This window comes from Yersinia enterocolitica subsp. enterocolitica, assembly GCF_901472495.1.
GTDB lineage: Bacteria > Pseudomonadota > Gammaproteobacteria > Enterobacterales > Enterobacteriaceae > Yersinia > Yersinia enterocolitica.
Window position 1 is genome coordinate 4496800 of record NZ_LR590469.1, and the last position, 12189, is coordinate 4508988.

Here is a 12189-nt window from a genome sequence, read left to right on the forward strand (position 1 = left end):
ACTCTGCCACTGCCTATTAGGAATAAGCTGCCGCACCATAATCAGGCAAAACCATAGCGCGAATATACCGCAGTGCACTTCTGTGACGCGTGTCGCACTATTTTGGTGCGCAAAAACTGTTCAATCCACTCTATTTCGTCACACCGCTATTGTGCTGCGTATCTCAACCCCCATCAGTTCGCCATTTCAGTATTAAATTCTCGTCAATATTATTTATGGCATAGCCTTTGCTTTACTTGTTTTAAGAAAAGTAAATGTTTTAAGAAAGGTAAGTGTTTTGTAGAAGATAAGTATTTCGTGGCCGACATAAATTCGACTTAATTCGAGAAGGGGCAAATATGAAGCTGGTTACCGTGGTTATCAAACCATTTAAGTTGGAGGATGTGCGCGAAGCCTTGTCCTCAGTAGGTATTCAGGGGTTGACCGTAACCGAAGTGAAAGGATTTGGTCGCCAGAAAGGGCACGCAGAACTCTATCGGGGAGCGGAATACAGCGTCAATTTCTTACCCAAAGTGAAAATTGATATTGCGATTGCGGATGATCAATTAGATGAAGTGATTGATGTTATTAGTAAGGCCGCTTATACCGGAAAAATTGGTGACGGCAAAATTTTCGTTGCTGAATTGCAACGTGTTATTCGCATCCGTACCGGCGAAACAGACGAAGCAGCACTGTAATTTGCAGGCTCAAATTTAGTGAATAGGGATGGGTTGATGATGAAAAAACTTTTATCCGTGTTGGGCCTGAGTTCGGTAGCGATGCTGCCTTCTTTGGCAATGGCTGCTGCACCGGCAGTGGCTGACAAAGCAGATAATGCCTTTATGATGATTTGCACCGCGTTGGTGCTGTTTATGACCGTGCCCGGTATTGCCCTGTTCTACGGCGGCCTGCTGCGTTCCAAAAACGTATTGTCAATGATGACTCAGGTCATGGTGAGTTTTGCGCTAATTTGTGTCTTATGGATTTTGTATGGTTACAGCCTGGCGTTCAGTACGGGCAACGCGTTCTTCGGTAACTTCGATATGGCGATGCTCAAAGGTATCGGCCTGACCAGCTTGAGCGGCACCTTCTACCAATATATCCATGTGGTATTCCAGGCTTCCTTCGCCTGTATCACAGTAGCTCTGGTGGTGGGTTCATTTGCTGAGCGTATCCGTTTCTCTGCGGTACTTATTTTTGCTGTGCTGTGGTTCACCTTCTCATACCTGCCAATGGCGCACATGGTATGGGGCGGCGGTTTCCTGGCAATGGACGGCGCACTGGACTTTGCGGGCGGTACTGTAGTGCATATTAACGCCGCGATCGCGGGGTTGGTTGGGGCTTACTTACTGGGTAAACGTGCCGGTTTTGGTAAAGAGGCATTTAAACCTCACAACTTACCAATGGTGTTCACCGGGACGGCAATTCTGTATATCGGCTGGTTTGGTTTCAACGCCGGTTCAGCCAGCGCCGCTAACGAAATCGCTGCATTGGCTTTCTTGAATACTGTTGTTGCAACCGCAGGTGCCATTCTTTCCTGGGTATTTGCTGAGTGGATTTTGCGTGGCAAGCCGTCTTTGTTAGGTGCATGTTCAGGTTGTATCGCCGGTTTGGTTGCGATTACACCTGCGGCAGGTACTGTTGGTGTCGGTGGCGCACTGATTATCGGCTTAGTGGGTGGGGTTGCCGGTCTGTGGGGGGTGGTGCTGCTGAAGAAATGGCTGCGGGTCGATGATACCTGCGACGTGTTCGGTGTCCACGGCGTGTGCGGGATTGTCGGTTGTATCCTGACGGGGGTCTTCACCTCTGCTTCATTGGGCGGCACAGGTTATGCAGCTGGCGTCACTATGGGTCATCAAGTGGGTGTACAGTTGTTCAGTGTGGGGGTGTGTTTGGTCTGGTCCGGTGTGGTTGCTTTCGTTGCCTATAAAATTGCTGACCTGGTGGTTGGCCTACGGGTACCAGAAGAGCAAGAACGCGAAGGTCTGGATGTCAACAGCCACGGCGAAAATGCTTATAATCAGTAAGTTAATAATATCAGTAAGTTATCGCTGATAGTAGAATAAATAATAATGATGTAGCAGAATAAGGGGCGATGGGGACATCGCCCTGAGGTTAATGACAAAGTGCCCGTAACGGTGAAAACAGGCAGATCGTAAAGACGCCATAAACCCCTCCCTGGGGGCTCGACCCGCGCCCTCCCTGGCGCGGACGCTTTACTCTTCTACCTGCCTTCACCTTGCAAGATCGAGTTCTCGAGGTTTGTCAGCAGTCTGGGGGCGATGGAGACATCGCCCTTCTATTTTTTGTTATGAACGATTTTTTGCTATAACCGATGTAAACGAATCACACCTTCCTGCACCGTAGAGGCAACCAAGACCCCTTCCCGGTTATAGATTTGCCCGCGAACAAAGCCACGAGCACCTGAAGCTGAGGTACTTTCTACCGCATACAACAACCAGTCATCAAGACGGAATGGGCGATGGAACCACATGGAATGATCGATTGTGGCGATTTGCACCCCCGGTTCAAGGAACCCAATTCCATGAGGCTGCAAGGCCGTCGGTAAGAAATTAAAATCAGAGGCATAACCCAGTAAATATTGATGAACTCGCAAGTCATCCGGCATTTCGCCGTTAGCCTTAAACCAGACATAGCGATTGGGTTCCGCTGTCGAACCTTGCAGTGGGTTGTGGAATTTCACCGGACGCATTTCAATCGGTTGATGGCCGATAAATTTATCCCGCACTTTCTCGGGAATTAAATGGGCAAATTTGCGGGCGATGTCTGTTTCAGACATTAATCCCTCCGGTGGTGGGACGTCCGGCATGGTATTTTGGTGCTCAAAACCCTCTTCCTGACTCTGGAATGACGCCGTCATATAAAAGATAGGTTTACCATTTTGAATCGCACTGACCCGACGGGCGCTGAAACTGTTACCATCGCGCAGTGTTTCTACGTCATAAATGATGGGTTTGCTGCTGTCCCCCGGACGTAAAAAATAGCTGTGAAATGAATGGACCACTCGATCAGTGGGGACAGTTTGTTTTGCCGCATAAATCGCCTGACCGACAACTTGCCCCCCGAAGACCTGGCGTAAACCTAGATCTTCACTTTGGCCACGGAAGATCCCTTCTTCAATTTTTTCAAGAAAGAGTAGATCGAGCAATTTTTTTAATGCCTGGCTCATGTTGTGGCCCCTGGTGGTTGAGTTCGTACACAGTGTGCTGAATCATCAGGGCTATCGTCAATATATTGCTGTGAAACAGCTGTGCGGTTGAAGCTAGCCTTATAAGGAATAGTCTGATAAATGGCTTAATCGGGAGGGAAACGGCAGGGACTAGCAGATTGTGCTATAATTAGCTTGCTAGGTGGTTGAAGCCACTTATTAAACGCGAGTTTTTTTGGATAGAACTCGCATCTTAATAATAAGAAGGAGTGCGACCTATGAAACCTTGGCAATCAAAAAAATTCTGGCAGATCGCGGGTGGGGCAGCATTGGTAGTCAGTTTAGCTGGGTGTGCCCACAAAGGGGCTGATGTTCCCGTTCCGGCTTCAGCAGGAATCACGACAGCCGCTGCGCCTATTGCGCAACCTGCCGTACAAGGGACAGTGAATATCCGCGAGCGCATTGCCTTGCCACCTGATGCTGTCGTTACGGTGACGCTGTCGGATGCCTCACTGGCTGATGCGCCAACGCGAGTTATTGCTCAGAAAGCGATTCGTACCGAGGGTAAACAAGCGCCCTTTACTTTTACCTTGCCGTTTAACCCAGCTGAGATTCAGCCAAATGCGCGGATCATTGTGAGTGCAGCCATTACCCATAATGGTCAGCTAATGTTTATCACTGATACCATCCAGGAAGTGATTAACAATGGTACCGGTACTCAGGCTAACTTGCTGCTGGTTCCTGTGACTTCTGTGGCTATTGAAACTGCTCCTACCGCTACAATGACCGGCACTGGAACGATACAGTAACTTTCGACTGGCTTTATGCGCTACAGGGCATAGTTCCCTGTGGCGCTGAAGCTAGCTGTATTGCCAACGATATTGCTGTAAATCAATCCGCCCGGCAGGGCTTATTTCAATACCTTCCGCCAGCAATGCATTTTTCTGCCTGAGATAATCTTCTCCAATTAACGATATTTCGCCATGGCGATTAATCACCCGATGCCAGGGTAAAGTAGAGCCTTCAGGTAAGCGTTTCAGAACACCACCCACCTGGCGCGCTGCTCTGGGGGAGCCTATCAGCCGGGCGATATCACCATAGGTAGTCACTTGCCCGTAAGGGATAGCTGCCACAACGTGAAATACCCGCTGACGAAAGCTGTCCATTTTACTATGTTCTGCTGCGTCACCCGGTTTTTTTAGTTCTATTTTTGTTGTTGTCACTGCGTCCTCTTTCTGATCTGTTTTCACTACACATGGTCATGGAGAGATAGTAAGAAATAGAGTGGGATAAATAGAATGAAGGCAATAAATAACATTATCAGCGCATTTTTTGCCAGAGGAAAATAGGTTTAGGCCTAACTTTGAACCGCCTGGGCAAGAAACCACCAGTTAGCGCGTGTTGTCTTGCTATTTCGAAGTCCATAGCCGATAATGCCCACCGCTCCAGAGTATAAGGAGCCGTTAACGACAATGGAGGCCCTGTTGGTTCTCCCGCAACACTAACTTGTGAACTCGGTCAGGTCCGGAAGGAAGCAGCCGCAGCAGGCGAGGTGTGTGCCGGGATGTAGCTGGCAGGGCCTCCACCATTTCTGATGAATCAATATTTCACTTGAGCGCCGTAGGTGAGGAGTATCGTTCACACAAGCGCAAACATCATCAACTGATGACTGAATGATAAAATAAGAATATTCTCATTTATTTACAGGTTGAATTTTCTATTTGCATTTTAATTTTAGCCAATAATTAATAATATCTCTAAATTATTAGCAGTCAGGCAGGTTTTTAATAAATTAAATAGCACGTAAGAGCTTACTACTTAAATACTTTGATAACGCATTGGGCCATATCTAAACACAGGTATGCAATAACGCGGGATTAAAGTTAACCTTCAATACCGTAGTTCTATCAAGACGTTTGTCTAACATTAAACACTTACAACCCGCTTACTGCATTGAAGCCGATAACGATTATCGGCTCAACGTTGTGTGTCTTAACCAGCGTTAAGCAGACTATTTCACATGTTGCCATACAGTAGGTGGAATTTTATCATAAAGTTTATTCATTGTGAGTTCAGCTAAGCGGTGGTCTGCTGCTGAGTAAAACAATTCCAGCTCATCGTCAGAAAGTTCGTACTTATTTTTTTCAATTACACGTTCCAATGTATCAATAGTCGTACATTTTCTTAAACGCATCAGGTAGTCAGTTTTTGTCATGGTGTTTTTCTTCTCAATATAAAAATAATATAGGGAAACTATCCCTTAAGTTTTCATCAGGGTACAGATGTATTCCCCTGAGAAAAGTCTGAATAAACGCTCTTTGGTTTTTTGCCAGCGCTGCAATTCCGGATCATTGATTCCGTAACTACTAAACAGAGTATATGTGTCGTCTAAATATTCTTCCACTAACTCTGAAAGGTCGCCGCCATCCGGGTATTTTATTTTAAAACTCATCACAAATGAAGCTATATGCTCGATCAAATCATTGAGTTGCAGGTTTACGGCTGAAGTTGGATCATTTACCCAGCCATGATGGCTATCACCAAGGGTAGCAATGCCTTCATCATACAAACTCTCGCACAGGAACTTCAATTGGGCAACGTCATGCCGCTTAGGTGAGTACTCATCCATATCATCCCCTCCGTAAACGCTTAATTCGGTGTTGATAACACAATGTGAGTAGATCGGTAATCATATAAATGCAGAGGCTTATCAGAAACTAAATAAACTGGTCTTGCTATTAATATAAATCATTTCTCCGCTCACCGCGCAACTTTATTACTTAATCTTACAATTCGTCAGCGGTTGAAGGTCTGTCATTGTTAATTATATCAAAGATGATTTTTTGCGGATGTACAATAAATGTTACAGTATTTGTTAGTAAATCTTCAGTGTTGATATCCAAACAGGGGTTGAAGATATACCACCTATAACAGTAACTCATTGAATAACAGTTATCTTTCAAAGCGGAAATATCAAGAATTTCTAATGAGCCTTCTGTGTACTGTGCATTTTCAGAATAATACATTAAACCGGAAACTAAACTTCCTTCAATTTCACGAATATTATTTCTGATAGCATCCGTTAGTAATGAAATCGGGTAACACCCTGAGGGGAAGTCCCCAGCTATTTCATTGTTCATTAATTGTCCGCTCATGGTGACAAGATTAATTCATTAGCGCATTGCCATTGCCACAAAAAATGCGATAACAATTTTTTTGAGTCACTACGCGTATGATTTGAATCAAAAAAATCAAATTTAATGAGACTTATCAACTTAACTGGCGAGTTAACCCTCAGTGGTGTTATTAACACCGCCATCTTCAATAACGCCATATGGCAATAAAATAACAATTCCCAAATAGTCATCCTCATATTTACGACTATTACTTACGATTAATTCAACCTACTTCTATTAATTTAGAATGCTATGCGGATTTGATCAAGAGGTGGGGCCGCCGCATGGCTTATTTTTTATTGCATAATTTACTGTTTTGCGAGCACGAGCGAATAGTTCTGCTGTTAGATTACCAAAATTCAGCAGGTACTCACCAGTCAGCCCTCAGTAAAGATAGTTTAATTTACTGTAACTAACTATGAGAGTGTTGTGTGTTTTATCAACAGCGGCAGGTTTGCTTCCCCCTTATGTCCATATTGTGCAGGTATCCCGTCATAGCTTGTTACTTTTGAAATCGGTAAGGCAACGATGTGCGCTTGAATTTAATAACTTATTGTGATGTTATATCATTTCAATAAATTGCCTATTCTTTCTGACATGAATAAATTCACTGCTCGGTTTACCCCACTGCCACATTGGACATTGTTCTCATTATCTTCTTTGCAGCGCATTGCCGGTGTTGCTTTGCTTTGTGTGTTGCTGTGGTGCGCTATTTATTGGGCGACTATATTGCCATGATAAATCTGAAGAATACTGAAATTGGATATGGTAATCATGCTCTGACACCGCCTATTGATGGCTGTTTTGTTGCCGGTTCGCTTACCGCCATTATCGGGGCAAATGGTGCGGGTAAATCCACTTTGCTTAAAACTTTGGCAGGACTACAACCGGCCGTAGCGGGACAGATTACCTTTACCGGCGGGAGAGTTCCGCAAATGGCCTACTTACCGCAACAAGCCGAATTAGACCGGCAGTTTCCTATTGTCGTTCAAGATGTTGTTGCCATGGGGTGTTGGCCCCAAAGTGGGTTACTCGGCGGGATTAATCATCAATCCAGACAACGAATTAACCTGGCATTGAGCGCGGTCGGAATGCAGGATATGGCTCGTCAGCCTGTAGGTGAACTTTCCGGCGGGCAGTTACAGCGGGTGTTATTTGCGCGTCTTTTAGTGCAACAAGCGCAATTGATTTTATTGGATGAGCCTTTTACTGGGATCGATAGCCAAACTGTCGGATTGCTGCTTGAGGTTATTCATCAGCTACATACTGAAGGGCGAACCATCATTGCTGTCTTGCATGACATGTCGATGGTGGAAGAACATTTTCCTCATGCTTTATGGCTAACACCTCAAGGCCATTGCTGGCAGTCCGCAGAGCAGGTTTTAGTACAGTGGCATCACTCGCACGGCTCATCTTGCTCCTTTTCTTCGCGGCCCAGCATATTAAGAGCAATCAATTTATGACGTTGTTTCATTTACTTGCCGATCCTTTTATGGATTTCGGCTTTATGCGACGAGCATTGGTGGCCTGTTTAGCTTTGTCACTCAGTTCAGCGCCTCTAGGGGTTTTCTTATTATTAAGACGAATGAGTTTAGTCGGTGATGCCCTGTCACATACGGTATTGCCGGGGGCGGCTATTGGATATCTGATTTCAGGTATGTCGTTGGTTGCGATGGGAATTGGTGGTTTTATTGCCGGGCTTGCGGTTGCCATGATGTCGGGCTGGGTGAGTCGCCGAACACTGTTAAAAGAAGATGCCAGCTTTGCCGGTTTCTATCTTGGTTCTTTGGCTTTGGGGGTCACCCTCGTCTCTTTGCGCGGTTCCAGTATGGATCTGCTGCATGTGTTGTTCGGTTCTATTTTGGCGGTTGATACCAACGCCATGACTATGGTTGGTGTTATCACTACATTTTCCATGCTGGCATTAACCGCCATTTATCGCGCATTGGTGGTGGAGTCATTTGACCCCGTTTTTCTACGGGTGAGTATGGGGCGCTGGTTGATGGTGGTTCATGCGCTATTTCTGTCGTTGGTCGTCCTTAATTTGGTGGCTGGATTTCAGATCTTAGGCACTCTGATGTCAGTCGGATTAATGATGCTACCGGCAGCCAGTGCGCGTTTTTGGGCCAAAAATTTGCCGCAAACACTGGGGATCGCCATGACGATCGGCATGATTGCCAGCATCATCGGTTTACTGTGGTCTTATTACGCCTCATTACCTGCCGGGCCCGCGATTGTTTTGAGCGCCAGTTTAATTTTCTTTTTATCTATTTTATTTGGAACGCGTGGTGGTGTGCTAGCCACCGCGCGCCGTTGAGAACTATTTATTATTGAGAACCCCGTGTCATTAAAGGAGAGTTAAATGAAGTATTTACCTATTAGTTTGGCGGTAGCTGCCCTACTGTCAAGCCCACTGGCGATGGCCAAAACGGTTGCAGCCGTTGCCAGTTTTTCTATTTTAGGTGATATCGTCCAGCAGGTTGGCGGCGAGCACGTCAATGTGGTTACCTTGGTTGGGCCAAATGGTGATCCACATGGTTTTGAACCTACGCCGAAAAATAGCAAACAATTGTCCAAAGCTGATGTGGTGTTTGTCAGTGGATTAGGGTTGGAGGGGGGGTTAGAAAGGTTGATCACCGCCTCGGGGTATAAAGGACAGGTCGTGATTGCATCTACCGGGGTTGATACCCGTAAGATGGATGAGGAAGGCAAAATGGTGACGGATCCCCATGCATGGAACAGTATGGCGAATGGTATCAAATATGCTAACAACGTAATGAATGCATTGATTGCCGCCGATCCAGAAGATGCAGACTATTTCCGCAAGCGTGGAGGAGAATACATTCAGCAACTGGAAAAACTGGATGCTTATGCCAAAGCGCAGTTTGCCGCAATCCCTGCCGGGCAGCGAAAAGTGCTGACCAGCCATGACGCATTTGGCTATTTTAGCCAAGAGTATGGGGTTAACTTCTTGTCACCAGTCGGGTTTTCCACCGAGTCTGAAGCCAGTGCCAGTGGGGTTGCTGCGCTGATTAACCAAATCAAAAAAGAGAAAATAAAAACCTATTTTATTGAAAACCAAACTGATCCACGCTTGGTAAAACAAATTGCCGAAGCCAGTGGTGCACAAGCCGGCGGAGAGCTTTATCCAGAGGCGTTATCTGCTGCTGGCGGCCCGGCAGCAACCTATGCGCAAGCGTTTAAACACAATGTGGATACCCTTGTCGGTGCCATGAAGTAATAATAGGATGAAATTTGCTCAGCCTCGAAGGGAACCAAGGGCTGAGTTCTCGAACCTTTGATGACAAATAGAAAAGCCCCATTGGGCAGCAACGGGGCTTTTTAGTAGCAGGTAATACACTCAACATCAACGCTTCTTATGGGTTCCTCCCTGAACCGCTTTAAAACGTGGATTACTTTTGCAAATAACATACACCCGACCACGACGACGGACGATTTTGCAATCGGGATGGCGGTTTTTTGCCGAACGTAATGAACTCAATACTTGCATAATTACTCTCAGAATTAGCTGGCTTTTTTGGTCAGGAAACTGCCGTAACGCTGATGGAAACGCGCGGCACTGCCTTCTTTTGAAAACTCTTTTTGTTTACCGGTGTAATACGGATGCGACGCTGAAGAGATATCCAATGTGACGTAAGGATAGGTCTGACCATCGCGCTCAATGGTGCGCGCTGTGGCGATAGTTGAACCGACAGTGAAATAAGTGTCTGCACTGGTATCGTGAAAAACCACAGTTCGGTAGTTAGGATGGATGCCAGGTTTCATATGAACTCCACTTGTTATGTTATACTATAACAATAATTATGCTCCTTTCGATTTTCAGTTTCAAGTCTGAGTTTCAAATCCGAATAAATAAAAAGCCCGCAAAGCGAAATTTGCGGAGAGGTTAATGACAAACTGAGCATCAAGCCAGGTGCGTGAAGGGGGGACTGCCCCTAGGAGCGCTTCGGTCGCTTACGCGACTACGACCCCAACGGAGCATTTCCCCTTCAATCGACTTTGTCAGTAGTCGGTTCGCAAACCGCAGTTTGCGGACTTGTTAAGCTAGGTGATGTTGTTATTGGCGATTAAGCGACCACGTGTAAGCCAAGCACAGCAAAGATATTCGCCAATATACCGACGACAATGGCCGCAATCGGGCCTGCCGCCAGTTTCATAACCGGACGGCCACAAATTTCGTTGAGGATATACAAGCTGACCACCACGAAAATGCCGGTACCGGGCCAGATCTGATTTGCCGCATTAACCCCGCCCACTAAAAGTGCAATTTCAAGAATTTGCGTCATGGCGGTACGAATATTATCACCGGACATTTTCAACGACGGGAAGCGGTTCATCGCCTTACCAATTCGACTCAAACTGGTGATCTCGACCCCCATTGCCCCCGCGCCCAGTATGCCAGCCACCACTGGGTTAGGTGCCAGATAGCCTAAGCCGAGGAACCAGTCACACCAGCCATTAGTGCCATACACACCGCTTATCATTGCAGTCGTAATAATCAGTGGCATGAAGGCGAGTGCTTGGACAATTGCCACTATGGCCGCAGAGGTAATTTGCCCTTTTCCGAGTAATGCTGCTGCAATCGGTTCACCCGCAATCCAGTGGTAGTGGGCAGTGATGGTAATCAATGCGGCCATTGGCAACAGATAAATCGCGTTTTTCCGGATGCGATTAATATTATCATCAAACAGGCTATGTTCTATTTCTTCGCCGTGGCGTTTATCGCGGGAAGCAAAGAACAGCAAGCAAATCATACCAAACAGCATTGCAATACCTTCCGGGCTGAGCGCGACTTCATTACCAGCAATGGTTACTGGGTTAATTCGCTCAATCACCACACGGGCCAGGAAGGCAATAATGATGGTGATTAACCCGGCTTTCTTACCGAATTGATAACCGACAGCAATGGCAGGGAAGGCCACAAATGCATAAATTATCGGATCACCCACCGAGGCGAGGGCATCAAGGAAGTTGACCGGTAGATAACTGAAACCTTTAATCAATCCATCCAGCGCAATAGTGATTAAAGCACCATAAACTGTGCCAATTAATACAGCTAACTTAGTATTATTCAGTGATACCCCAATAATATCTGCGGTTAGCAAAACGATATGAATAACGATAATGCCGGTTGCCAATGTAATCGGCATGGCGAAACCAGTAATAAACCCGATGCTGATAGCAAAAGATATGCCCGCCAGCTCTTTCCGGCTCATATTGCCGTTCATGAACTCCGGCATAATAGGCCGCAATCCATCGTGATACACCGCGATAGATTTATTGGCGAGAAAGGTGGCGTACCCCCCCATTAGCGAGAAAAGAATAATCTTGACTAAATTAAACGATTCCATATCACGACCCCATCGGGGCCAATGAGCCCCAGGCTAATTTGTTTATTATTGTTGTCAGTTGTGTCAGTCTTTTTAGAATAAAATGAATGACAGTAATAGATTTGCAGTATTATTTTTCAGCCAATAAAACGGCACATAAGGCTTTAACAGAATTTTCAACACGGTCATTGGTAAAACCGAATGCTTTTTTCCCCTGATCTATCAATTGGCTGATATTGGCTTCTGAGGGTTGGGTCAAAGCATTGGCTATTGTGGCGCACTTATCGCGCCCAATCAGGGCATAAGCCATAGCCAAAGCACCACCGGCACCGCTTTGGCAAGCTCCTACGTAATAGTCGAAGCTGCCATTTTTGACTTTCATCGCGGCATCCATGTCGGTAAATATGTCAGAGGTGATTTTCCCCGCACCATATTTAATTAAACAGTCTTGTATTTCGTTTTTATTCAACTGCCCACCAATAGCAATTTTAAACATTATGACTTCCCCTTAAGT

The 12189-nt window shown here is 45.9% G+C and carries 15 protein-coding genes and 1 other RNA gene; 7 read left to right on the forward strand and 9 right to left on the reverse strand.

All coding sequences use genetic code 11. The features are described from left to right. Window positions 1-338: 338 nt before the first annotated feature. Window positions 339-677, forward strand: a complete 339-nt coding sequence (glnK, locus tag FGL26_RS21075) for a P-II family nitrogen regulator (RefSeq protein ID WP_002208627.1) — start codon at window positions 339-341, stop codon at window positions 675-677. A 39-nt stretch (window positions 678-716) separates the two neighbouring features. Continuing rightward, on the forward strand, window positions 717-2006 hold the full coding sequence (amtB, locus tag FGL26_RS21080) for an ammonium transporter AmtB (protein WP_005167660.1): 1290 nt from the start codon (window positions 717-719) through the stop codon (window positions 2004-2006). A 299-nt stretch (window positions 2007-2305) separates the two neighbouring features. Here amtB and tesB read toward each other — a convergent pair whose 3' ends face one another. Beyond that, window positions 2306-3169: an acyl-CoA thioesterase II gene (gene tesB, locus FGL26_RS21090; protein ID WP_005167662.1), complete on the reverse strand. Its 864-nt coding sequence runs from the start codon at window positions 3167-3169 to the stop codon at window positions 2306-2308. A 257-nt stretch (window positions 3170-3426) separates the two neighbouring features. On the opposite strand from tesB, the gene FGL26_RS21095 reads away from it, so the two are divergent. Further along, on the forward strand, window positions 3427-3957 hold the full coding sequence (locus FGL26_RS21095; protein ID WP_005167665.1) for a YbaY family lipoprotein: 531 nt from the start codon (window positions 3427-3429) through the stop codon (window positions 3955-3957). 51 nt (window positions 3958-4008) lie between these two features. Here FGL26_RS21095 and FGL26_RS21100 read toward each other — a convergent pair whose 3' ends face one another. After that, window positions 4009-4314 carry an MGMT family protein gene (locus tag FGL26_RS21100; protein ID WP_032901164.1) on the reverse strand — a complete coding sequence of 102 codons (306 nt, stop codon included), beginning with the start codon at window positions 4312-4314 and terminating at the stop codon, window positions 4009-4011. Window positions 4315-4630: 316 nt separating this feature from the next. On the opposite strand from FGL26_RS21100, the gene ffs reads away from it, so the two are divergent. Next, window positions 4631-4727: signal recognition particle sRNA small type (gene ffs, locus FGL26_RS21105), an RNA gene on the forward strand. Between the two features lie 432 nt (window positions 4728-5159). Here the strand turns inward: ffs and ymoA are convergent. From ymoA to FGL26_RS21120, 3 genes are all read right to left on the reverse strand, one after another. Then, window positions 5160-5363 (reverse strand): expression modulating protein YmoA, encoded by a 204-nt coding sequence (ymoA, locus tag FGL26_RS21110; protein ID WP_002208622.1) that lies wholly within the window; start codon window positions 5361-5363, stop codon window positions 5160-5162. Window positions 5364-5408: 45 nt separating this feature from the next. Beyond that, window positions 5409-5777 (reverse strand): Hha toxicity modulator TomB, encoded by a 369-nt coding sequence (gene tomB / locus FGL26_RS21115; RefSeq protein WP_005167670.1) that lies wholly within the window; start codon window positions 5775-5777, stop codon window positions 5409-5411. A gap of 157 nt (window positions 5778-5934) precedes the next feature. Continuing rightward, on the reverse strand, window positions 5935-6288 hold the full coding sequence (locus FGL26_RS21120) for a hypothetical protein (protein ID WP_005167672.1): 354 nt from the start codon (window positions 6286-6288) through the stop codon (window positions 5935-5937). Between the two features lie 770 nt (window positions 6289-7058). Here FGL26_RS21120 and FGL26_RS21130 point away from each other — a divergent pair. From FGL26_RS21130 to FGL26_RS21140, 3 genes are read left to right on the forward strand one after another with little or no spacing between them, the layout of a single operon-like run. Continuing rightward, a complete protein-coding gene (locus FGL26_RS21130; protein WP_032902542.1) occupies window positions 7059-7787 on the forward strand; it encodes a metal ABC transporter ATP-binding protein in 729 nt (242 codons plus the stop codon). Beyond that, window positions 7784-8641 carry a metal ABC transporter permease gene (locus tag FGL26_RS21135; protein ID WP_005167676.1) on the forward strand — a complete coding sequence of 286 codons (858 nt, stop codon included), beginning with the start codon at window positions 7784-7786 and terminating at the stop codon, window positions 8639-8641. Before FGL26_RS21130 ends, FGL26_RS21135 begins: the two co-directional genes overlap by 4 nt. Before the next feature lie 45 nt (window positions 8642-8686). Further along, window positions 8687-9565 carry a metal ABC transporter substrate-binding protein gene (locus tag FGL26_RS21140; protein ID WP_005167678.1) on the forward strand — a complete coding sequence of 293 codons (879 nt, stop codon included), beginning with the start codon at window positions 8687-8689 and terminating at the stop codon, window positions 9563-9565. A 126-nt stretch (window positions 9566-9691) separates the two neighbouring features. Here FGL26_RS21140 and ykgO read toward each other — a convergent pair whose 3' ends face one another. The 4 genes from ykgO to FGL26_RS21160 all read right to left on the reverse strand — a co-directional run bounded on the left by ykgO (window position 9692) and on the right by FGL26_RS21160 (window position 12171). Continuing rightward, window positions 9692-9835, reverse strand: a complete 144-nt coding sequence (gene ykgO / locus FGL26_RS21145; protein WP_002208618.1) for a type B 50S ribosomal protein L36 — start codon at window positions 9833-9835, stop codon at window positions 9692-9694. 14 nt (window positions 9836-9849) lie between these two features. Beyond that, the gene (locus FGL26_RS21150) at window positions 9850-10110 is read right to left on the reverse strand and encodes a type B 50S ribosomal protein L31 (RefSeq protein ID WP_005163438.1); all 261 of its coding nucleotides are present in this window, start codon (window positions 10108-10110) and stop codon (window positions 9850-9852) included. Window positions 10111-10412: 302 nt separating this feature from the next. Next, the gene (locus tag FGL26_RS21155; protein WP_005167681.1) at window positions 10413-11696 is read right to left on the reverse strand and encodes a YhfT family protein; all 1284 of its coding nucleotides are present in this window, start codon (window positions 11694-11696) and stop codon (window positions 10413-10415) included. 109 nt (window positions 11697-11805) lie between these two features. Beyond that, window positions 11806-12171 carry a DUF2620 domain-containing protein gene (locus FGL26_RS21160; RefSeq protein WP_005167683.1) on the reverse strand — a complete coding sequence of 122 codons (366 nt, stop codon included), beginning with the start codon at window positions 12169-12171 and terminating at the stop codon, window positions 11806-11808. Window positions 12172-12189: the final 18 nt, after the last annotated feature.